At 62.9% G+C, this 22,535-nt stretch carries 19 protein-coding genes; 13 read left to right on the top strand and 6 right to left on the bottom strand.

The window, feature by feature from the left end:
- Positions 1-3 precede the first annotated feature (3 nt).
- On the bottom strand, positions 4-1,134 hold the full coding sequence (locus tag AC1DS5_RS10915; protein WP_477718275.1) for an ABC transporter ATP-binding protein: 1,131 nt from the start codon (positions 1,132-1,134) through the stop codon (positions 4-6).
- 132 nt (positions 1,135-1,266) lie between these two features.
- Entirely contained in the window at positions 1,267-2,343 is a 1,077-nt protein-coding gene (locus tag AC1DS5_RS10910) for an extracellular solute-binding protein (RefSeq protein ID WP_477718274.1), read from the bottom strand.
- 165 nt (positions 2,344-2,508) lie between these two features.
- Between AC1DS5_RS10910 and AC1DS5_RS10905 the strand changes: the two genes are divergently transcribed.
- From AC1DS5_RS10905 to AC1DS5_RS10855, 11 genes are all read left to right on the top strand, one after another.
- Positions 2,509-3,372, top strand: coding sequence for a TatD family hydrolase (locus AC1DS5_RS10905; protein ID WP_477718273.1), 864 nt, complete (start codon positions 2,509-2,511; stop codon positions 3,370-3,372).
- A gap of 32 nt (positions 3,373-3,404) precedes the next feature.
- Complete coding sequence (locus AC1DS5_RS10900) at positions 3,405-4,058, top strand: DNA-deoxyinosine glycosylase (RefSeq protein ID WP_477718272.1); 654 nt, start codon at positions 3,405-3,407, stop codon at positions 4,056-4,058.
- The gene (locus AC1DS5_RS10895; protein ID WP_477718271.1) at positions 4,058-4,825 is read left to right on the top strand and encodes a class I SAM-dependent methyltransferase; all 768 of its coding nucleotides are present in this window, start codon (positions 4,058-4,060) and stop codon (positions 4,823-4,825) included. Before AC1DS5_RS10900 ends, AC1DS5_RS10895 begins: the two co-directional genes overlap by 1 nt.
- A gap of 55 nt (positions 4,826-4,880) precedes the next feature.
- The gene (gene tfpB / locus AC1DS5_RS10890; RefSeq protein WP_477718270.1) at positions 4,881-6,692 is read left to right on the top strand and encodes a type IV pilus assembly ATPase TfpB; all 1,812 of its coding nucleotides are present in this window, start codon (positions 4,881-4,883) and stop codon (positions 6,690-6,692) included.
- Positions 6,693-6,902: 210 nt separating this feature from the next.
- The gene (locus AC1DS5_RS10885; protein ID WP_477718269.1) at positions 6,903-7,391 is read left to right on the top strand and encodes a tripartite tricarboxylate transporter TctB family protein; all 489 of its coding nucleotides are present in this window, start codon (positions 6,903-6,905) and stop codon (positions 7,389-7,391) included.
- A gap of 9 nt (positions 7,392-7,400) precedes the next feature.
- On the top strand, positions 7,401-8,915 hold the full coding sequence (locus AC1DS5_RS10880) for a tripartite tricarboxylate transporter permease (RefSeq protein ID WP_477718268.1): 1,515 nt from the start codon (positions 7,401-7,403) through the stop codon (positions 8,913-8,915).
- Between the two features lie 107 nt (positions 8,916-9,022).
- Entirely contained in the window at positions 9,023-10,330 is a 1,308-nt protein-coding gene (locus tag AC1DS5_RS10875) for a DUF3422 family protein (protein ID WP_477718267.1), read from the top strand.
- Positions 10,331-10,529: 199 nt separating this feature from the next.
- Positions 10,530-12,140, top strand: coding sequence for a gamma-glutamyltransferase family protein (locus AC1DS5_RS10870; protein ID WP_477718266.1), 1,611 nt, complete (start codon positions 10,530-10,532; stop codon positions 12,138-12,140).
- A 9-nt stretch (positions 12,141-12,149) separates the two neighbouring features.
- Positions 12,150-13,109 carry a DMT family transporter gene (locus AC1DS5_RS10865; RefSeq protein ID WP_477718265.1) on the top strand — a complete coding sequence of 320 codons (960 nt, stop codon included), beginning with the start codon at positions 12,150-12,152 and terminating at the stop codon, positions 13,107-13,109.
- A gap of 85 nt (positions 13,110-13,194) precedes the next feature.
- The gene (locus AC1DS5_RS10860) at positions 13,195-13,989 is read left to right on the top strand and encodes an SDR family oxidoreductase (RefSeq protein ID WP_477718264.1); all 795 of its coding nucleotides are present in this window, start codon (positions 13,195-13,197) and stop codon (positions 13,987-13,989) included.
- A 223-nt stretch (positions 13,990-14,212) separates the two neighbouring features.
- Positions 14,213-14,758, top strand: a complete 546-nt coding sequence (locus AC1DS5_RS10855) for a hypothetical protein (RefSeq protein WP_477718263.1) — start codon at positions 14,213-14,215, stop codon at positions 14,756-14,758.
- A 135-nt stretch (positions 14,759-14,893) separates the two neighbouring features.
- Here the strand turns inward: AC1DS5_RS10855 and AC1DS5_RS10850 are convergent, their stop codons facing one another.
- The 4 genes from AC1DS5_RS10850 to acnA form a co-directional block, all read right to left on the bottom strand.
- Positions 14,894-15,949, bottom strand: a complete 1,056-nt coding sequence (locus tag AC1DS5_RS10850) for a lactonase family protein (protein ID WP_477718262.1) — start codon at positions 15,947-15,949, stop codon at positions 14,894-14,896.
- A 28-nt stretch (positions 15,950-15,977) separates the two neighbouring features.
- Positions 15,978-16,730 (bottom strand): ABC transporter substrate-binding protein, encoded by a 753-nt coding sequence (locus AC1DS5_RS10845; protein ID WP_477718261.1) that lies wholly within the window; start codon positions 16,728-16,730, stop codon positions 15,978-15,980.
- A 73-nt stretch (positions 16,731-16,803) separates the two neighbouring features.
- Positions 16,804-17,700, bottom strand: a complete 897-nt coding sequence (locus AC1DS5_RS10840) for a GntR family transcriptional regulator (RefSeq protein ID WP_477718260.1) — start codon at positions 17,698-17,700, stop codon at positions 16,804-16,806.
- A gap of 35 nt (positions 17,701-17,735) precedes the next feature.
- Positions 17,736-20,399 (bottom strand): aconitate hydratase AcnA, encoded by a 2,664-nt coding sequence (gene acnA, locus AC1DS5_RS10835; protein ID WP_477718259.1) that lies wholly within the window; start codon positions 20,397-20,399, stop codon positions 17,736-17,738.
- 129 nt (positions 20,400-20,528) lie between these two features.
- Here acnA and AC1DS5_RS10830 point away from each other — a divergent pair, with 129 nt between their 5' ends.
- A complete protein-coding gene (locus AC1DS5_RS10830) occupies positions 20,529-21,476 on the top strand; it encodes a Bug family tripartite tricarboxylate transporter substrate binding protein (protein ID WP_477718425.1) in 948 nt (315 codons plus the stop codon).
- Positions 21,477-21,551: 75 nt separating this feature from the next.
- Positions 21,552-22,526 carry a Bug family tripartite tricarboxylate transporter substrate binding protein gene (locus tag AC1DS5_RS10825; protein WP_477718258.1) on the top strand — a complete coding sequence of 325 codons (975 nt, stop codon included), beginning with the start codon at positions 21,552-21,554 and terminating at the stop codon, positions 22,524-22,526.
- Positions 22,527-22,535 lie beyond the last annotated feature (9 nt).

Raw genomic sequence — 22,535 nt, 5'->3', positions numbered from 1 at the left:
ATCTCAGGCGCTCGCCGCCGCAAAACAGACGGCCTGCTGCGGGTCAAAGCTGAAGGCCACGGTTTCCCCGATGTGCAGGTCGGCAAAACGGCCGGTTTGCGGCAGCGCAATGCGGAACCCGGTGCGGGTGGTCGCCTCGCTCAGCAGCACGGCCGAGTTGGCGCCGTCAAACAGCAGACTTTCAACCTGGCCCGCATGCGTTGGGTGACTTGCCGGCAGCTCGCCGGCGTCGCGCGCCAGGCTGACGGCCTCAGGGCGCACAAAGGCTTCAATCGCCTGGCCGGTGCCAATAGTGCCCACGGCGCGGGCGCGCATTGTCAGGCCCTGCCCGGACACGAAGGTCACAAGGCCCTCCGGTCCCGCATCCACCTGCGTGGCTCGGCCCGCAATTTTGTTGTTGGCACCCACAAAGCCCGCCACAAAAGGCGTTTGGGGCTGGTAATAAAGCTGCTGGGGTGTCCCCAGCTGCTCGAAACTGCCGGCGTTCATCACCGCGACATGGTCGGACAACACCAGCGCTTCCGACTGGTCGTGCGTGATGTAGACAAAGGTGGTGCCGAAGTCCGCCTGCAGCTGCTTGAGCTCGACCTTCATGTGCTCGCGCAGTTTGAGGTCCAGCGCACCCAGCGGTTCATCCAGCAGCAGCAAGGTGGGTTCCAGCACCAGGCTGCGGGCAATCGCCACGCGTTGCCGTTGCCCGCCGGAGAGCTGGTCGACGCGTTTGTCCTGCATGCCCGGAAGGCTCACACGCTCCAGCATGGCGCCCACCTTTTTGGCAATGTCGGCACGGGACAAGCCGCGCCGCGCCAGGCCGTAGCCGACGTTTTCACCCACCGACATCATGGGAAACAGGGCCAGGTGCTGAAACACCATGTTGACCGGCCGCTGGTTGGGTGGCACGCCATTCATGGGCTTGCCGCCGATGTGGATCTGGCCTGTGTCGGGCGCCAGGAAACCGGCAATCATGCGCAGCAGGGTGGTTTTTCCGCAGCCCGATGGGCCGAGGATGGAAAAAAAGCTGCCGCGCTCGACCGTCAGGGACAAGTCCTTGACGGCGAGCTGGCCGCCGTAGTGCTTACCGACGTGATCGGCTTGAAGGTCTGCGTGCACCGGTGACGTGCCTGCTTTGGTCATCTACTGTGCTCGCCAGCGGATGGCTGCTTGCCACATGACGGACGAAAGGCCAGGGAAACCGCGGAACCGGCTTTGCCGGGCCGCTGGTTTCGTCCCCCCTGGGGGAAGGCGCGAAGCGACTCAGGGGGCTACTCAATTGGCGGCCTTGATGCGGTCCAGCACACGGCCTTCAATGTCTTCGATGCCGGCCGGTACGGCCGGATACCATTTGACGTTCTTCAGGGCGGCTTCCGGGAAGCTGGCGGCGAACTGGGCCTTGAGCTTGGCGTCCATCAGCTGGTCAGCGCCTTTGGCGGCGGTGAAGTTGCCGGCGGAGCTCGCCACCTTGGCGGCGATTTCCGGGCGCATGTTGAAGTTGATCCAGGCATACGCGGCAGCGTCATTGCGGCCTTTGGCGGGGATGGCAAAGGTGTCTATCCAGCCGAGTGCGCCCGACTTGGGGGCGATGTACTGGATTTCGGGCTTTTCACTGTTGAGCTTCCAGCCGCCGGTGTCCCACATCATGGCTCCCACTACTTCGCCGGTGCGCATGCCGTTGAGCAGCTGGTCCTTGTTGTCCCAGTAAAACTTGATGTTGCTCTTGCAGGCGATCATGGTCTTGCCGACTTCGTCCATCAGCGCGCCATAGGCTTTGGGATCGTTATACAGTGCAAACGGATCCTTGCCGGAGGCAAAGGCGAATGCCAGCAGGGTGGGCCGCTTGAGGCGAACGGCGGTCTTTCCCTTGACATCGGCTTTGCACAAATCGGGGTAGTCGCTCATCTTCGCCAACTGGGTGTTGACCACCAGGCCGTCGGTACCCCAGATGTGCGGCAGGCCATAGACCTTGCCGGCCAGCGTGGTGTTCTTCTTGGTGGCGTCGAGCATGGCAGGAATGAACAGCTCGGACTTGATCTTGCTCAGGTCCATGGGTTTGTAAATGCCAAACTCCTGCTGCGGGCCGGTGATGCGGTCCTGTGAGGGCTGGGCCAGGTCAAAACCCGCACCGCCGGTGGCGCGCAATTTGGAGATCATCTCCTCGTTGTTCGACAGGGTGAGCTCGACGTCAATGCCGGTTTCCTTTTTGAACTGCGCCACAACATCGGCCGGCACGTAGTCCGCCCAGGTAATCAGCCGCAGTTTCTGATCCTGAGCCCAAGCCGTATTGGCCAGGCTGGAAGCAAGCAGACCGGCCCCCATCATGAGGCGCATCAGGCGAGATAATTTCATGGGATTTTCCTGGTTGATGACATGGTGATGTGACGCGAAGGGATCGCAGCAAAGCCCGGAAATGCATGAGCATGCGAAAAAAGCATAGCCTGTACCGGTTTCATTTCTGTGTCAATATCATCTGCACTGATAGCGCGCTTCTCCTTTTTTCACGCCACCCCCGCAATGACCTTCTGGATTGACACACACTGCCACCTCGATGCCGGGGAGTTCTCGCCAGATGTGGCCGCAGTTCGTGCGCGGGCTACCGCCAGGCAGGTCGCGCATTGCGTGCTGCCGGCCGTGGCGGTCAGCAACTTCGCGGCAGTGCGCTTGCTGGCGCATGAGTTTTCGGACAGTTACGCATTGGGCATACATCCGCTTTGTGTGCCGGAGGCACAAGAGGCCGACCTGCTGGCGCTGGATGCGGAGCTGACCCTCAGAAAGTCCGACCCGCGCCTGGTGGCGGTGGGTGAGATAGGGCTTGACTATTTTGTGCCCGCATTGACGCAAAGCCCCATGCGCGAGCGCCAGGAATATTTCTACCGCGAGCAGCTCAAGCTGGCGCGCAAGCACTGCTTGCCGGTCATCCTGCATGTGCGGCGATCGGCCGACAAGCTGCTCAAACATTTGCGTGAGCTGGTGCCCCATCACCCGGAGCACCCGGAGGACGGCTGGCGCGGCATTGCCCATGCCTTTAACGGCAGCGAACAGCAGGCGATGGAGTTCGTCAAGCTGGGTTTCAAGCTGGGCTTTGGCGGTGCCGTCACGTTTGAGCCCGCCCGGCAGCTCAGGCACCTGGCCGCCCGGTTGCCGCTGGAGGTGCTGGTGATGGAAACCGATTCACCCGACATTCCACCGCACTGGCTTTACACCACGGCAGCGCAGCGTGCCGCCGGGCAGGGCCAGGGCCGCAATGAGCCGGGCGAGTTGCCCCGCATTGCAGAGCAAGTGGCGAGTCTGCGCGGCATCTCGGCCGAAGCGTTGGCCAGCGCCACCAGCGCCAACGCGCTAGAGGCGCTGCCCCGGCTCAAGGCGCTCGTGTCGTGAACAATGTGGTGAGTAATGACGGGAGGACTGCCATGCTGACCGGCTTGCCGCCGCTCGTCTGCAGCCAGACGCGCCTCTTGATCCTTGGCAGTTTCCCAGGCGCTGCGTCTTTGGCCGCCCAGCAGTACTACGGGCATCCGCAAAACCATTTCTGGAAGATTTTGCAAGCCATTTGGCCTGATGGCCCAATAGCAACGGGGGCAGGTGGCTATCAGATTCGTAGCGAATGGCTGCTGTCGAAGCGACTTGGGGTCTGGGACGTGTACGCGGCGTGTGAACGCGACGGCAGCCTGGACAGCAATATCCGCAATGCGGTGGTGAATGATTTTGCAGCCGTCAGGCAGCTCTGCCCGGAATTGCGGGCCATTGCCCACAACGGAGGCGAAAGCTTCAAGCATTCAAAATACGTGATGGGTGCCTTGAGCGCCGCCGGGCCGCCCCAAGGCGCGAAGGCCCCCTCGGGGGGCAGCGAGGACACGCCAGTGACGAACGTGGGGGCGACATTCGTCGCCGGGCCGCCCCAAGGCGCGAAGGCCCCCTCTGGGGGCAGCGCAGCACACGGAGTGGCAAGCGTGGGGGTTCAGTTTCACCGGTTGCCTTCCACCAGCCCGGCCAATGCGTCCTGGTCTTTTGAGCGCAAACTCGTTGCCTGGCGCGAAGTCTTTGAAAAACACGAATTGATCTGATGGCGAAAAAAATTACCGAGAACACCACCCTGGAGTTGCCAGAGGTCAATTTCTCCGACTTTGGCGATGTGCGCTTTCTGCATCTGGGTACTGAATGGGTGCAGGGCTCCATGCTGCGCGATGCGCCCTATGACATTGAGCTGGAGTATGTGCAGCGCATGATGGCGGGGCTGCTGTTCATGGACGCTACGGCCGTGTCAAAAAAGCATGCGATGCAGCTCGGTCTGGGCTCGGCGGCGCTGACCAAGTTCTGCTACAAAAAGCTGCGCATGAAAACCACGGCCATCGAGATCAACCCGCAGGTGATCGCCGCTTGCCGGCTCTGGTTTAAATTGCCGCGCGACGACCTCAGGCTGCATGTCATCGAGGCCGATGCCGCCGAAGAAATCCGGAACCCGCGGCATCAGGGGAGTGTTGATCTCCTGCATGTCGACCTGTACGACCACGAAGCGGCGGCGCCGGTGCTGGACAGCGCTGATTTTTACGCTGATTGCCGGCGCCTTCTCAGTGATGAGGGGGTGATGACGGTAAACCTCTTCGGCCGGGATTCGAGCTATGTGCACTCGCTGACCAAGATCGCCGAGGCCTTTGGCCCGGAGGCGGTCTGGGCCTTCCGGCCGACGCGGGAGGGCAACACGGTCGTGATGGCCCAGCGCGAGCCCACGCGCCCTGACCGGGCCGAACTCCTGCTACAGGCGGGCGTCATTGAATCACGTTGGGACCTGCCCGCCAAAAAGTGGCTGCGGCTTTTCAAGCCGGTGACCTGATGCCGGATGAGGACGGGGTGGCAATCGCCGGAGTGGATCGGGTACAGTGCCATCCATGAGCGCCGTGATACCTCCCCCACGCCCCACTTCCTCGCGGGACTCCCAGGGTAAAAAAGTCCACGCCGGCCCGCTCGACTGGCGCAAGCTGGTCGAGTGGCTCAGCGAAGATGGCGTCATCAGCAGCACCGAGGCGCAGCGCACCATTGCCCGCTGCTCGCAGGTGCAGAGCGCCCAATTGCCCCTGATCCGGCTGGCCAGCGTTGGCATGGTGCGCGTGGCCGACGGCAAGCCGCTTGACATCGAAACCATTGCGCAGTGGCTGGCCGACCGTGCCGGCCTCCAGTACCTGAGGATTGACCCGCTCAAGGTGGATGTGGGCAAGGTGGCCGACACCATGTCTGCGGTGTATGCCGAGCGGCACAAGGTGTTGCCGGTCCAGGTGACTCCCCGGGAGGTGGTGATCGCCACCTCCGAGCCCTTTGTCACGGACTGGGTGTCGGAGGTCGAGCGCCAGGCCAAGCGCAGCGTGCGCCTGGTGGTGGCCAATCCGCAGGAAATTGCCAAATACACGGCCGAGTTTTTTGCGCTGGCCAAATCCGTCCGTGCGGCGCTCAAGTCTGGCGGCACCTCGGGCTCGGCCAGCTTTGAGCAGCTGGTGGAGCTGAACAAGAGCAACAAGCAGCTCGATGCAAACGACCAGGGTGTGGTGCAGGTGGTGGACTGGCTCTGGCAATATGCTTTTGACCAGCGCGCCAGTGACATCCATCTGGAGCCGCGGCGCGAGCAGGGCGTGATCCGTTTCCGGATTGACGGTGTGCTGCATCCGGTCTACCAGTTGCCCATGGGTGTGCACAACGCCATGACGGCGCGCATCAAACTGCTGGGCCGTATGGATGTGGTTGAAAAGCGACGCCCTCAGGACGGCCGCATCAAGACCCGCAACCCGCGCGGCGACGAAATTGAAATGCGCCTGTCAACCCTGCCCACGGCCTTCGGCGAGAAGATGGTGATGCGGATTTTTGACCCGGACACCACGGTCAAGGACCTGGACGCGCTGGGCTTTTCGCAACATGACGCGGAGCGATGGGAGCAACTGCTCAAACGGCCCTACGGCATTGTCCTGGTGACCGGGCCGACCGGTTCGGGCAAGACCACCACGCTGTACTCCACGCTCAAGCGCCTGGCCACTGAAGAGGTCAATGTCAGCACCATTGAAGACCCGATCGAGATGATCGAGCCGGCCTTCAACCAGACGCAGGTGCAGGCGCATCTGGATTTTGATTTCCCCGAAGGGTTGCGCGCCCTGATGCGGCAGGATCCGGACATCATCATGGTCGGCGAAATCCGTGACCTGCAGACCGCGGAAATGGCCGTGCAGGCCGCGCTGACGGGCCACCTGGTCTTCAGCACGCTGCACACCAATGACGCGCCCTCGGCGGTCTCGCGCCTGATGGAGCTGGGCGTGCCTGCCTACCTGATCAACGCCACGCTGCTGGGCGTGCTGGCGCAGCGGCTGGTGCGTACCCTCTGCGCCCAATGCCGTGAAAAGGACGAGGGCAGCTCGCGTGAAGCGCTGGCGGAAGTTGTCAAGCCCTGGCAAATCAACGGGGGTTACCAGCCCTACAAGCCGGCGGGCTGCGTGGATTGCCGCATGACCGGCTTTCTGGGCCGGATGGGGCTGTACGAGTTGCTGACGGTGACCGAAACCTTCAAGGACAAGGTCACCCGGGAGCCGAATATTGATGCGCTGCGGCGCCAGGCCGTGGCAGATGGCATGCGTCCGCTGCGGCTGGCGGGCGCGCTCAAGGTGGCGGAAGGGGTGACCACCATCGAGGAAATCCTCTCCACCACCCCGCCGATGTCCTGAGCCGGACCTGAGCGGGTGCCGCGCGCCCCAACCGGGTGCCTTGAGAACCTGTTTACGATCTAAACAGGGCCGCGCAAGCACCTTGTCGGGATGGGATGCAAGGCGCGGTGCGCCGCCCATAGCTTGGGCCTGTAGGTGAAAGCCACATGCCCGTCGGGGTTGATTGCATGCACAATCCGCAGGTTCAACTAATTTTCGAAGGAGACAACCGTGAATATCAAGAGTCAAAAAGACTTCTTTTGCGGGCTTATGTTCATGGGCGTTGGGGTGGCGTTTGCATGGGGTGCGAGCACCTACAACGTCGGCACAGGCGCCCGCATGGGTCCAGGCTACTTTCCGCTGATGCTCGGTATTTTGCTGGCCCTCATGGGCGGCGTCGTGACGTTTACGGCGCTGGTCGTTGAAGCCGAAGGCGGTGACAAAATAGGCAAATGGGCCTGGAAGCCGCTGTTCTACATCATTGCCGCCAACCTCGTGTTCGGCCTTTTGCTGGCGGGCCTGCCCAGCATCAAGCTGCCGGCCTTCGGCATGATTGTCGCGATTTACGCCCTGACCTTTATTGCCAGCATGGCAGAAGCTGGCTGGAAGTTCAAAGCCACCTTCATCCTGGCGACTGTTTTGGCGGTCGGTAGCTACCTGGCTTTCGTCGTGGCGCTCAAGCTGCAGTTTCCGGTGTGGCCTGCCTTCATCACCGGCTAAGGAAAAAAAATGGATCTCATTGCAAATTTGTCGCTGGGCTTTGGCGTGGCATTCACGCCCATCAACCTGTTGTACGCGCTCGCTGGTTGTATTCTGGGTACGCTGATCGGGGTTCTGCCCGGCATCGGCCCCGTAGCCACCATCGCCATGCTGCTGCCCGCCACCTACGCCTTGCCGCCGGTGTCCGCGCTGATCATGCTGGCCGGTATTTATTACGGTGCCCAGTACGGTGGCTCGACCACCGCCATTCTGGTGAACCTGCCGGGCGAGTCTTCCTCGGTTGTGACCTGTATTGATGGGTATCAAATGGCCCGAAAAGGTCGAGCGGGGCCGGCGTTGGCTGCTGCCGGACTGGGTTCGTTCTTCGCCGGTTGCGTGGGTACGCTGATTCTCGCGGCCTTTGCACCGCCGCTGACCGAACTGGCTTTCAAGTTTGGCCCTGCAGAGTATTTCTCTTTGATGGTGCTGGGCCTGATTGGTGCTGTGGTGCTGGCATCGGGTTCGCTGCTCAAGGCGGTGGCCATGATTGTGCTGGGCCTGTTGCTCGGCCTCGTGGGTACCGACGTGAATTCGGGCGTGGCCCGCTTCAGCTTTGACATTCCCGAGTTGACCGACGGCATTGGTTTTGTCGTGATTGCCATGGGTGTGTTTGGCTACGGCGAAATCATCAGCAACCTGGCGCAGCCCGAGCATGAGCGCGAAGTGTTCACCGCCAAGGTTTCGGGCCTGATGCCGACGAAACAGGATTTCAAGGACATGGTGCCGGCCGTGCTGCGCGGCACTTTCCTGGGTTCTTCATTGGGTATTTTGCCCGGTGGTGGCGCCTTGCTGGCTGCGTTTGCAGCCTACGCGCTGGAAAAGAAAATGAAGATGAAGCCGGGCGAAGTTCCTTTCGGCCAAGGCAACATCCGCGGCGTGGCCGCACCTGAATCTGCCAACAATGCCGGTGCACAGACGTCGTTTATTCCGCTGCTGACCCTGGGTATTCCACCAAACGCCGTGATGGCGCTGATGGTGGGTGCCATGACGATTCACAACATACAGCCGGGCCCGCAGGTCATGACCAGCAATCCGGAGCTGTTCTGGGGCCTGATTGCCTCGATGTGGATCGGCAACGCGATGCTGATCATCCTGAACCTGCCGCTGATCGGCATGTGGATCAAGCTGCTGAGCGTGCCTTACCGCTACCTGTTCCCGGCGATTGTGCTGTTCTGTGCGATTGGTGTTTACTCGACCAACAACAACACTTTTGATATCTGGACGGTGGGTATTTTTGGCGTGATCGGCTACATCTTCGTCAAGTTGGGTGCAGAACCTGCACCATTGCTGCTGGGCTTTATTTTGGGCCCCATGATGGAAGAAAACCTGCGCCGCGCGCTGCTGCTGTCCCGTGGAGACTGGAGTGTGTTTGTCACCCGTCCGCTGTCAGCCGGCTTGCTGGCCGCCGGTGCGCTGCTGCTGGTGATCGTGCTGCTGCCGGCGGTGAAAAACAAACGCGAAGAAGCGTTCCACGAAGAAGACTGATTGCCGCAGTCATCCTTCAAGAAAACGGCGCCTGCGGGCGCCGTTTTTCATGGGCCTGTACCTTTGCTGTAACTACTCTGAGCCACAATGCGGATGAAAAGGTCATCATGCAACTGAACCATCACCTGCAGCAGCATCCACAAAGAACGGCGCTGCACAACGAAATCCATGCCCGCCCGCCCGAGGCGATGAGCATCCCCCTGGCCATTTCACACGTGGTGATGGTCTGTGACGCTGCACAGCGCGAGGCCAGCCGCGCCCATGTGGCCACCTTGCTGCGCGACCATCATTTGCCCCAGCCTGACCTGGGGTCCACCCACATTCGCATGGAGGTGGGGCCGTTTCGCATCCGCTGGGAGCTGCACACCGAGTTTGTCTCGTGGACCTTCATGCACCCGATCGGGCTCGATGACTTCGACGAGCGCGAGCCCGCAGCCGCCATCGCCGTCGTGCCGCAGGACTGGCTCGCCGGCTTGCCCGGCCAGTGCCTCGCGGCCTTGCACCTGTGGGCTTTGCCCATGCACAGCCTGGGTGCTTCGACCCTGTCCCGGCGGGTGTTGCAGGAGGACACCATGATCGGCTCGTCGGTGGCTGATGGCAACGGCGAGGTCTATACCGATCTGAGCATTCATGCCGATGGTTTTTCCCGCATCGTGGTGCTGGCCGGCAGCCTGTCGCCGCGCCGGCTGGGCCGGCTGGTGCAGCGCCTCATCGAGATTGAAACCTACCGCATGGCCGCGCTGCTGGGTCTGCCGGCGGCTCGCGAGGCCTACAGCGTGCTGGCCTATGCCGAGCGCGAACTGGCCGAACTGGCGCAGTCGATTCGCAGCGCCACGCCCAACGACGAACCCTTGCTGCTGGACCGCCTGACCAAACTGGCCGGCCAGGTGGAAAGCCAGCATGCGGCCACCCACTCGCGGTTTTCGGCCAGCGCGGCCTATTTCGAGCTGGTGGACAAGCGCATTGACGACATTGCCGAGGCCCGGCTGCCAGGCCTGCAGACCATCCGTGAGTTCATGGACCGCCGCCTCACCCCGGCACGCAGCACCTGCGAGTGGGCCGCGCGCCGTCAGGACGCCTTGTCGCAGCGGGTTTCACGCATCAGCAACCTGTTGCGCACCCGGGTCGAAATTGACCAGCAGCAAAGCAGCCAGGCGCTGCTGGCCACCATGAACCAGCGCCAGGGTGTGCAGCTCAAGCTGCAGACCGCGGTCGAGGGCCTGTCCGTGGCCGCCATCACCTATTACACCGTCGGCCTCATTGCCTACATGGCCAAGGGAGCACATGCACTGGGCTGGCCATGGAGCGGCGAAAGCACGGCCGCACTGGCCATCCCGCTGGTGGCCGCGACTGTGTGGTGGTCCATGCGCAAGCTGCACCGGAAAATTGTGGAACAGCACCCCGGCGAAGCTTAAAAGCCTTCGCTCTCTTCCGGTTGCCCGCCTGGCGCAGGCCTTTGCCCGCTGCGGTGCAAACCAGTTCCAACCGCAGCACCCGTTCGCCAGTGCCGTGCCCGGCCGGAGGTGCCATGGACGGCCGGAGGTGCGCCATGGACGGCGCCTCCGGGCGCTCCGCGTTCCCGTCATCCTGTTTCAAACGCTTGATAATCCCGTGATGGACTTCAACTTCAGCAACCCCTACGCCTCGACCCGTATTCCCCTGTTTGCGCGCAATGTGGTTTCCACGTCCCATCCGCTGGGCGCGCAGGCCGGTCTGCGCATGCTGCTCAAGGGAGGCAATGCGGTGGATGCCGCCATTGCGGCCGCTGCCGCCATGGCCATCGTGGAGCCGGTCAGCAATGGCCTGGGGAGCGATTCCTTCTGCATCCTGTGGGACGGCCAGGAAATGCATGGCCTGAACGCCTCGGGCCGCGCGCCGCAGAGCTGGACGCCCGAGTACTTCAAGCGCAAATACGGTGACAGTGCCACCACGCCGCCCAAGCGCGGCATGGACTCGGTCAGCGTGCCCGGCGCCGTCGCGAGCTGGGTTGCCCTGAGTGAGCGCTTTGGCAGGCTGCCGTTCGCCGACCTGATGGAGCCTGCCATTGAAATCGCCGAGCGCGGCTATCTGCTGTCGCCGGTGGTGCAGCAGAAGTGGGCGGCCGCTACGGCCGAGTTGCAGTCGCAGCCCGGATTTGCCGGTGCCTTCCTGCCCTGGGGCCGGGCGCCCAAGGTGGGCGAGCTGTTCCAGTTCAAGGCGGCCGCCAAAGCCCTGCGGGCCATCGCCCAGACCCGGGGCGCCGCGTATTACGGCGGCGAAATTGCCCACGCCATTGAAAAGTTCTCCGCGCAAAACGGGGGCAGCATCACGGCGAAAGATTTTGAAGCCTACCAGCCTGAATGGGTGCAGCCCATCGCGAAGGACTACCGAGGCTACACCCTGCACGAGATTCCCCCCAACGGGCAAGGCATTGCGGCCCTGATTGCGCTGGGCATCCTGGACAAGTTCGACGTCGCCGGCCTGCCCGTCGATGGTGTGGATTCGCAGCATCTGCAGATTGAAGCCATGAAGCTGGCATTTGCCGACGTGTACCGGTATGTGGCCGAGCCGTCGTCAATGGAGGTGACGGCCGCGCAAATGCTCGATGACGCCTACCTGGCATCCCGTGCCAAACTCATCGACATGAAACAGGCACAGGACTTTGGCGCTGGCAATCCGGTCAAGGGCGGCACGATCTACCTCACCGCCGCCGACGAAGACGGCATGATGGTGAGCTTCATCCAGAGCAACTACATGGGCTTTGGCTCGGGCTGTGTCGAGCCTGAATTTGGCATCAGCCTGCAAAACCGCGGCCATGGTTTCAGCGTGCAGGCCGGTGCCAACCAGGTCGCCCCCGGCAAGCGGCCCTTTCACACCATCATCCCGGCCTTCCTCAGCAAAGGCGGCCAGCCCGTCATGAGCTTCGGCGTGATGGGTGCCAACATGCAGCCGCAGGGCCACCTGCAGACACTGGTGCGCATGCTGGACTACAGGCAGAGCCCGCAGGTGGCCTGCGATGCGCCGCGCTGGCGCTACAACGCGGGCCTTGAAATCAACGTCGAAGCCGCGATGAACCCAACGACCGTCCAGGGGCTGGCCGGGCGCGGCCACCGGGTGGAGGTCATCAACGACTCCTACCAGGACTTCGGCGCCGGCCAGTTCATCTGGCGCGCCGGCAACCCCAAAGTGGAAGGCTATGTGTCGGCGAGCGACGCCCGGCGCGATGGCCAGGCTGTGGGTTTTTAAAAGCGCATCTTGAGCGATATTTCAGCGTCAAAAACGCCTGTAACCCAGGAAGAACGAGCGCAGCAGGCTGCAAAAAGCATAGCGTCAGGCCTGCTGCTCGCCATCTTCGGCGCGATTGCCTTCAGCGGCAAGGCCATCATCGTCAAGCTCGCCTACCGCTACGGCGTGGATGCGGTCACGCTGATCATGTACCGCATGCTGTTTGCGCTGCCGATCTTTGCCGTCATGGCCTGGTGGGCCACCTATCGGCAAGGCGGTGGCGGCAAGGCGCCGCTCACGCGCAAGGACTGGCTGGGGGTGCTCGGGCTCGGATTCACCGGCTACTACCTGGCGAGTTTTCTGGACTTTGCCGGCCTGGCCTACGTCACCGCGTCGCTGGAGCGGCTGATTCTTTACCTCAATCCCACCCTGGTCCTGCTGCTGGGCCTGGTCATGTACCAGCGCCGTGTGGCGGCCGGGCAGCTCATCGGCATGGCGATCAGCTACAGCGGCGTGGTGCTGGTGTTTGGCCACGAGATCACCTTGCAGGGTGCGGACGCCGCCTGGGGCGCGCTGCTGGTTTTCCTGAGCGCCGTCAGCTACGCGGTCTACCTGGTTTACAGCGGCGAGCTGGTCAGGCGCCTGGGCGCCCTGCGGCTGGTCGGGCTGGCGACCACCGTGGCCTGCCTGTTATGCCTGCTGCAGTTTGCGGTGCTCAGGCCTATGAGCGCTGCCGTGGTGGCGCCCCAGGTGATCTGGCTGTCGCTGCTCAATGCCACCCTGTGCACGGCCGTGCCGGTGCTGATGGTGATGATGGCGATAGAACGCATTGGCGCCAGCATGGCGGCGCAGACCGGCATGGTGGGGCCCATGTCCACCATCCTGATGGGCGTGCTGATTTTGGGCGAACCCTTCACCGCCTGGGTGGCGGCGGGCACGGTGCTGGTGATTGCCGGCATTTTTGTCTTTTCCCGGGCGGCCAGGACCTGATCTCCCTCTGTCCGCATATTGGACGTAACTCAGTATCATGGGCCACTCACTGTTTCGCCAGTAACTTTCTAAGCAAGGAACGACTATGGATTTGGGTATTGCAGGCAAATGGGCGCTGGTGTGCGGCGCCAGCAAGGGTCTGGGCTTCGGCTGTGCGCAAGCTCTGGTGCATGAGGGCGTGAACGTGCTCATCGTGGCACGCGGCGCCGAGGCGCTGGAAGCAGCTGCTGACAAATTAATAGCTGACAACACCCGCCACGACAGCCCTGATGTGCAATTTATTGCCGCGGATATCACCACGCCCGAAGGCCGCGCCGCGGTTTTTGCGGTGCGCAAGGATTTCGATATCGTGGTCACCAATGCCGGCGGTCCGCCACCGGGTGACTTCCGCGACTGGGACCGCGACGCCTGGATCAAGGCGGTGGATGCCAACATGCTGACCCCGATCGAATTGATCAAGGCCACGGTGGACGGCATGGCGGCGCGCGGTTTTGGCCGCATCGTCAACATCACCTCCAGCGCCGTCAAGTCGCCCATCGATATCCTGGGCTTGTCCAACGGCGCCCGCAGCGGCCTGACCGGCTTTGTCGCCGGCGTGGCGCGCAGCAAGCTGGCAGGGCAGGGCGTGACCATCAACAACCTGCTGCCCGGTGCATTTGACACGGACCGGCTCCGGGGAACGATGAGCGGCGCGGCGCAGAAGACCGGCCAGCCCCTGGAAGCCATCATGGACTCGCGCCGCAAGAGCATTCCAGCCCAGCGTTTCGGAACATCCGAAGAGTTTGGGGCCATCTGCGCATTCCTGTGCAGCGTGCACGCGGGCTACATGACGGGTCAGAACGTGCTGGCCGACGGCGGTGCTTATCCGGGAACGTATTAAAAAAACGTACTGGGAACGTATTACAAACGGACGCGGCCCGCCGGCCCGCGGCGCGACGTCTGCGCCAGGCCACGCCTTGCGAATTCGTCCTACGCGCCCTTGTGTCAACTATCGCCTATGCTTGTCCGTTAGACAAGGCAGGCGTTGTTTCGCAGTATTGCAGGTGAGCAGCTAGCTGGAGCGTCGTCGGACCGCATGTCTAATTCTTAAAAATGGAGATCCCATGAAATCCCTCAAACTTTCCCTGACGCTACTTGTTGCAACTTCCCTGCTGTGCGGTGGCGCATGGGCCGAAAAGCCGGAATGGGCAGGAGAAGGTGGCGGTAAAGGCCAAAAACATGAGAAGAAGAATCAAAAAGAAGGAAAAGGGTCGGGAGCAGTTGAGGGAACAGTTCAGGGCGCAGTGCAGGGATCGGGGCAGAAAAACCAGGTCACCCGAGCAGAGATTCGGGTCGGTGGTTTTTTTGCGGACCAGCAGCGCGTGGCGGTGCGTGAGTACTACGTCGGGCAAGCCAAAACCGGTCGGTGCCCACCGGGGTTGGCCAAGAAAAACAACGGCTGCATGCCCCCCGGCCAGGCCAAAAAATGGGCAATGGGCCAGCCTTTGCCGCGAGACGTCGTTTTCTACCCCGTGCCTCAGGCCGTGACGATACGCCTTGGCGTTCCTCCTTCCGGCTACAAGTATGTGCGGGTCGCGAGTGACATCCTGCTGATCGCCGTGGGCACCAGCATGGTGGTCGATGCCATCCAGGATCTCGGTTCGATGTGATGACCGCTGCGCGGGGTTCGGCGTCGACCCGGCCCCCGTGCTGGCCGCCGCACCTGCGCTGGTCGCGGTGACGGAGCGGCTTCCAACACACATGAAAACCCCATGGGGAGCCAGCCGGCGCCCGTGGGGTTTTTGCTATAACTGCGAAAACACCATGCAGACCGGGCTGCCGCAGTAGACCGACAGGCCTGTGGGCGACAGCAGGCCGGAGTTCTCGTGCACGGTGAAGGGCACGATGCAGTCGCTGTCTTCGTTGAGTACAAAGAGCATGCGCCCGTCGGGGCTTAAGGTGAAAAACCGTGGCGTGCGGCCCATGGAGGCTTCGGCGCCCACGAACTTCAGGCGCCCCGTGCCCGGCTCGATACGAAATACTGCGATGCTGTCATAGCCCCGGTTGGAGGCATAGAGCGTGCGCCCCGCAGGGTCCACGACGATGCCCGAGGCGCGGCTGTTGCCGGTGAAATGATCGGGCAGGGCAGACAGAACCTGCAGGGGTTCCAGATCACCCGTTTCAGCGCTGAAACGGTACGCGGTCACGCTGGAGTCCAGCTCGTTCACCACATAGGCGAAGGGCTCGGTCGGATGGAAGGCGAGGTGGCGCGGTCCGGCGTTTTCGCGCGTCGCGACCGACGCCCGGTCGGCCGGCTGAAGCCGGCCGTTGGCGAACCGGAAGCAGAAAATGCGGTCCAGTCCTTTGTCGGGCACGACAACAAAACGGCCGCTCGGGTCGAAAGGATTGAAGTGGGGTTTGGAAAAGGGCTGCTCGGTTTTGTGGGGGCCCGGCGTGCCTTCCAGCTGGACGATCTGGCTCACCTTGCCCAGCGAACCATCAAGGGCCACGGGCAGCACCGCGAGGCTTCCGCTCAAATGATTGGAAACGACCAGAAACCGTTCGGTCGGGTCCAGGGCCAGATGAACAGGGTTTTTGCCCTCGCAACTCTGGCGATTCAGGAAGCGCAGTGTGCCGTCGCTCGCGTCGATACGGAATGCGCTCACCTCCTGCTGGTCTCCATGAATCACATAGAGCACATCACCCTGGCGATTGCGGGCCAGGAAGGATGGATTGACCAGGTCTGCGACCACTTGCACCCGTTCGAGTTGCCCGGTGGCGGGGGCAAGCTTGAAGACGCTGATCCCTTCTCCCCGGGCATTGCGCTCGCGCGTGGTGCGCGAACCGACATAGGCGTACATGGTGTTGTCCTTGCGAGCCCGGGTCGGGTCACTGTGCCGCGGCAGCGACAGAGGCTGGCGCGACCGAAGCACCCTGGATGCCGTGGCGAGCCAGTGCCTCGGCCACAAAGCCGCTGGCTTTCATTTCCTCGACGTATTGGCGCAAGAGCTCCGCCGCTTCAGGGCCACGACCTTTCGGTGTGCCCATGGCCTGCTGGATCACCATGAAGCGGCCGGGCAAGAGCCGCAGGCCGGGAAAGCGTCTGGCATCTCCTTCCAGTTGCTGCCTGACGCCTGCCGCCACCTCCAGGCCCTGCGCCACGAAGACATCCACGACGGTCGGAGATGTCGGTGCCCGCACGATTTGCGCCTCGTGAAGTTCCCGGCTCAGGTACAGGTCGTAAGCACTGCCTTTGCCGACCGTGACCCGACGGCCCGGGCGATCGACCTCTTCATTGGACTGAATCGGTGAGTCCTGGGGCACCATGTAGCTGCCTTCAATCAGCACGTAGGGGGCTGTGAAGGATATTCCCTCGCCACGCAGCGGATCAATCGCAAAGAACCCGATATCAGCCTGCTCCTGGGTCACGGCATCCACGGATTTCCCCGCGGTGTCGAACACCACCAATTCGATCCCGACGCCAAGCCGTTCGGCGAAAGCCCGCGCCAGGTCGATCGATACGCCGACGGGTTCACCCGTTGCGGCATCACGGTTGGCGAGGATGGGGTTGCCCAGGTTGATGGAAGCGCGCAGCTTGCCGGTGGGCGTGAAGGCTTTGATGAGATGCGGTGGAATGTTCATGGCGAGTTCCTGATACGTTCAAAAGTCAAAAGGGGTAACGCGAAAATGAGCTGCAGACAATGGAAAAGCGGCCTCAGGATTTGAGAAGGTCACTGATGTCTCCCAGATTTTTCAGGGTGCTGGACAAATGATCGCGCAAGGCCTCGGAGGCTTCTTCGTTGCGGTATTTTTCCAGAAGGTCAAGCACGCCCAGATGCTGCAGGCAGTGTTCCTTGTAGCGTTTTCGGTTTTGCATCGAGCGGTAAGAGAGCAGACGTCGCACGCGGTTGACGCGGCGTATCGTGTCGATGAAAAAAGGGTTGCCCGAGGCCTCTACCAGCGACTCATGGAAACGGACCCCGCGTTCATGCAGTTGGTCCGCCGTGTCTGTCTCGATGCCGCCGTCCAGCAAATGCATTTCTGCGGCGCGGCAACGCGCCAGCACCTGTGGATCGAGGCGGTAGCCCGGTTCCAGCAGGGCTGCAGGCTCCAGCGCCAGCCGGAGGCGGTAGGACTGCAGCAGGCTGTCCGGCGTGGTGAGCATTGACGAGAAAACCCAGCCATATCCGGGTTTTCTATTCGCCCAGCCCTCCTGCGAAATGCGGCTCAGCACGGCCTGCAGCTGTGCCGAGGTCAATCCATAACGGTTCCTGATCAGAACTTCGGAGAATTCATCGGACAGCAGGCCCTTGAGCCGGTCGTCGGCTATCTGGAAGTAGACGCTGGTCACGACATCCGATTCGTCCAGCCCCCACTGCTCGGCCAGGTCGGCCACGGGTTGTGCGACCGATTTCGCCAGAAAGTAGCCCCGGTTGCGCTCGCGGCTCAACACGCCTTTTTCATGCAGAAGGCACAAGGCTTCATTGATCGGGGAACGGGAGACGCGCAAACGATCGGCCAGCAGTTGCGCCGGCAAGTGACCGCCAACCGCCAGCCCCTCGGCCTGGATGAACTCGATGATCTGGACAGGGATGGATTTTTCAGCCTTCATAGAGCCGGTATTCTGCCCCTGATCGCGCATGTCCTTCATGGGTTGAGGGCCGCCGGCCTGGCCCGGGCACCTTGCGCCGCAATGGTCTTGCCCAAAATCGACGGGATGACCCCGCCGTCGCGCAGCAACTGCACCTCAAGCTGTGTTTCGACGGCGGCTGTGGCCAGCAGGGCTTGCGTGTCACCGTTGAGACGGCTGATGCGCACCGCCACATTGCAGCGCGGCGCCAGGCGCTGCGGGTCGGCATCAATCTCGAGCCGGTCGCCGGGCTGGAGTTGCAGCGTGTGCGGATTGACGCCCGGCGCAAGCCGCAGCGGCAGAATGCCCATGCCGATCAGGTTGGAACGGTGGATGCGTTCAAAGCTCGCTGCCAGCACCGCCCGGATCCCGAGCAGGCGCTGGCCCTTGGCCGCCCAGTCGCGCGAGGAGCCGGTGCCATAACGCTCGCCGGCGACGAGTACGACCGGGTCACCGTCGTTCCGATAGCGCTGCGCGACCTCCCATATCGGCTGCACGTCACCGCTGGGCACGTGCAGGGTGTGGGCCAGCGGCACGTCCGGCTTCAACAGGTTGACCAGTGTCTTGTTGTGGAAGGCTGCACGCACCATCACTTCCCAGTTGCCGCGCCGGGAGGCAAAGACATTCAGGTCCTGGCGGTTGTCGCCGCGTTCGACCAGAAAGTCCGCCACCAGGCTGTCCGGCGGGATGGCGCTGGCCGGCGAGATGTGGTCGGTGGTGATGTCGTCGCCCAGCACCAGCAGGGGGTAGGCGCTGTAGCGGCCGAGCAGGCTGCCCTCCGTCACCGCTGCGAACGGCGGGCGGCGCAGCGTGGTGGACTGCGCATCCCAGGGGAACAGCGGCGTGTCGGGCGCCTTCAGGGCGTGCCAGAGCGGATGGCGGCTGGCCATCTCGAAGTCGCGCCGGTAGTCGGACGGGTCGCCGGCCAGCGCCAGGTGCGCATCGATTTCCTCGCGCGTGGGCCACAAGTCCTGGAGGAAAACCTGCCGGCCGTCCGGCGTGGTCTGCACCGGGGCCGTCCGGAGGTTTCGTTCGCCGTCACCGGCTAAACCAAAAGCCACGACCAGCGGTGGCGACATGATGAAGCTCAGTTCGAGGTCGGGATGCACGCGCCCCGGAAAGTTGCGGTTGCCCGACAGCACGGCCACCGCCTTGCTGTGGCCTGCCACCTGCGCCTGGCGGATCGCCTCCGTGAGCGGGCCCGGATTGCCGATGCAGGTGGTGCAGCCATAGCCCACGATGTCGAAGCCGACGGCGGACAGGTCGTCGGTCAGTCCGGCCCGTTCCAGGTAGGACGCGGCAGCGGGCGATCCGGGCGCCAGGGAGGTTTTGACCCACGGCGGCGCCTTGAGGCCGAACGCGCGTGCCTTGCGTGCGAGCAGCCCGGCGGCAATCAGCAGGCGCGGGTCAGAAGTGTTGGTGCAACTGGTGATGGCGGCGATCGCCACGGGATGCCGTGGCATGTCGGCGCTGGGCGCCGGCGGCACAAATCCCACCGCCGCCAGCGCTTTGGGCGTTTCTGAATAGTCGAGCAGGTCTTGCGGACGGCGGGGGCCGGCCACGTGCATGCCAATCGTCTGGAGGTCGATCTCAATCGTGCGGGTGTAACGCGGCTCGGCTTCGGGGTCGAACCACAGTCCGGTGCGCCGGGTATAGGCCTCCACCAGCGCGATGGCATCTTCGCTGCGTCCGGTGCTGCGCAGGTAGTCCAGCGTGCGCTGGTCCACGGCGAAAAAGCCCGTGGTCGCGCCATACTCGGGCGCCATGTTGGCCACCACGGAGCGGTCGCCCGCGCTCAGCGTCGCCACACCGGGGCCGTAAAACTCCACGAAGTCACCCGAGACACCGATCTGGCGCAGCCGCTGCGTCACCGTCAGCGCCAGGTCTGTGGACTGCGCGGCCGGTGGCAGCCTGCCGGTGAGCCGCACACCGATCACGTCGGGAATGCGCAGCATGGTCGGCATGCCAAACATCACCGTCTGGGCCTCCAGCCCGCCCACGCCCCAGCCCAGCACGCCAATGCCATTGATCATCGGGGTGTGGCTGTCGGTGCCTATCATCATGTCGGGCACCGCCCACAGCGTGCCGTCGCGCATTTCAGTCGTCACCACCGTCGCGAGTTGCTCCAGGTTGATGGTGTGCATGATGCCGGTGCCCGGCGGATGGATGCGCACCCCGCTGAGCACGCGGGACGCCCAGCGCAAAAAGCGGTAGCGCTCGCCGTTGCGACGGATCTCGTGCTGCAGATTCAGCGTGACCGCGTCGCGCCGGGCATACACCTCCACCGCCAACGAATGGTCGATGGAGACATCGACGGGCAAGCCGGGATTGAGTACCGAAGGGTCCACGCCCGCCTCGTCCAGCGCGTTGCGCATGGCCGCAATGTCGACCAGCGCAGGCGTGCTGGTGGTGTCATGCATCAAGACACGGCCGGGCTGAAAGGCCAGTTCGGCCTCGCTGGTGCCGTGTTCCAGCCATCCAAAGACTGCATCTACCGCAGCCTGTCGCTCATCGCCCTGCATGTTGCGCACCGCGTTTTCCAGCAGCAGTCGCAGCACCACGGGCAAGCGCTTCAGACGCGCACCAAACAGCGCTGGCAAGTCGACCAGTGCATGGTCCTTGCCATTGACGAAAAGTTGGCCCCAAAGTTGTCCTTCGGGGAATTTGTAGGTGTTTTCCATAATACGCATTTTGCACATTAACGCAATAAAATGCAATTAAGCATAAACCCTAGACCTCAATTTCAGCCTCACTCCAGGAGCTTTTCCGTGCAACTTTCGCGTCGTCATTTCTTCCTCCCCAGCCTGTTGATGGCTGCAGGCCTGGCCGGCCCGATCGGGGTGCTGGCCCAGGACTATCCCGTCAAGCCCATCACCCTCGTGGTGCCCTTTTCAGCGGGCGGGGGCGTCGACACGATCGCGCGCCTGCTCGCCGAAAAGCTTCGTGTCTCGCTGAAGCAGTCCATCGTGGTGGACAACAAGGCCGGCGGCAGCGGCATGATTGGCGCGCAAGCGGTGGTGAGGGCTGCGCCCGACGGCTACACGCTTTTGTTGGGTTCAGCGGGTGAGACCGCCATCAATCCCTTTGTCTACAAGGGCCGGATGCAGTACACGCCCGCGAAAGACCTGGCGCCGATCACGCTGGTGACGCGCATTCCCAATGTGCTGGTCACCAGCCCGACGCTTCCGGTCAAGAACATGGAGGAGTTGATCGCCCATGCCAAAAAGAACCCCGGCAAGCTGTCTTATTCGACCAGCGGTGTCGGCAACCCCCAGCACCTCAACGGTGAATTGCTGGAGGAGCTTGCCGGTATCCACATGGTTCACATTCCCTACCGGGGCGCGGCAGGCCAATTGATTGACGTCACCTCGGGCACGGTCGACATGACCTTTGTCAGCTACGCCGCCGCCAAGGGTTTCATCCAGAGCGGCAAGGTCAAGGCCATTGCCGTGACCTCCTCCAAACGCGCCAGTTTTGTGCCCGACATTCCCGCCATCGCCGAGTACAAGCCGCTGGCCAGGTACCAGCTGGAAAACTGGTTCGGCCTGTTTGCGCCGGCCGGCACGCCAGACGCCGTGCAGCAAAAGCTCAATGCGGCGGTCACGCAGGCCTTGCGTGATCCGGAGCTGGCAAAAAAGCTCCGGGAGCAGGGCGGAGAGCCCGCTCCCATGACGGCGCAGGAGTTTCGTGACTTCATCAAGACCGAGGCCGTGCAGTTCGAACGCATTGTCAGAACGGCCAACATCACGGCGGAATAGGCCGCACCTTCTCTTTCCCTTCATTTCCTTCGTTTTTCTTTTCCCCTTCACATGACCTTCAACCAGGAAACCTTCATGCACCGCAAGACCTTTCTGAAAATTTCCGGCCTCCTGCTGGGCTGCCTGGCCGCTCTGCCCGCGCTGTCGCAAGACTATCCAGCCAAGCCCGTGACCGTGGTCGTGGCGTTTGCCGCTGGCGGCAACAACGACATCCGCGCCCGCATGCTGGGTGTAGAGGTTGCCAAAACCCTGGGCAAGAGCATCATCATTGAGAACAAACCCGGCGCCAGCGGCAACATCGGCCACGACTTCGTCGCGCGTGCCGCCACGGATGGCTACACGCTGGGCATAGGCGCGATGGGCCCGATGGCGGTGAATGCGGCTATCTACCCCAAGGTGCCGTTCGACCCGGTCAAGGACTTCACGCCCATTGTCCTGATCGAAAAGGCGCCGCTGGTGCTCGTCACCCGCACCGACAAGCCCTTCAAGTCGTTGAAAGACGTCGTCGCGGCGGCGAAGGCCAAACCAGGCTTGCTGACTATCGGCAACGCCGGCGCGGGCGGCGCGCACCATCTGAGCGCCGAGTTGTTCAAGCAGACGGCGGGCATCTTCATGCTGTCCGTGCCGTACAAGGGGGGCGGACCGGCCGCGGGCGCGTTGCTGGCGGGCGAGGTGGACCTGATGTTCGAGCAAACCTATGCGGCCCTGCCCTCGATCCAGGCCGGCAAGACACGCCCCCTCGCTGTCACCAGCGACAAGCGTCTGCCCAGCCTGCCCGATGTGCCGACCATGGCCGAGCTTGGCTACCCGCAGGCCACGGTTTCAAACTGGCTCGGCCTGATCGGGCCCAAGGGGCTGTCGCCCGTCGTGGTCCGCAAGCTTAACGAGGCCTACAACAGTGCGCTGGCCTTGCCCGATATCCGGGAAAAAATCGCAGGCCCCGGCAACGTGGTCGGTGGTGGCACGCCCGAGGAGTTTGCGGCATTTATAGCGGCCGAGAACAAACGCTGGGCGGCGCTCGTGAAGGCGGCCGGCATCAAGCTGGAGTAGGCGTGGCTT

This window comes from Polaromonas sp. P4_H1 (genome assembly GCF_056400945.1).
The sequence above is the reverse complement of the archived record's forward strand: the minus strand, read 5'-3'. Positions and strand labels throughout refer to the sequence as shown.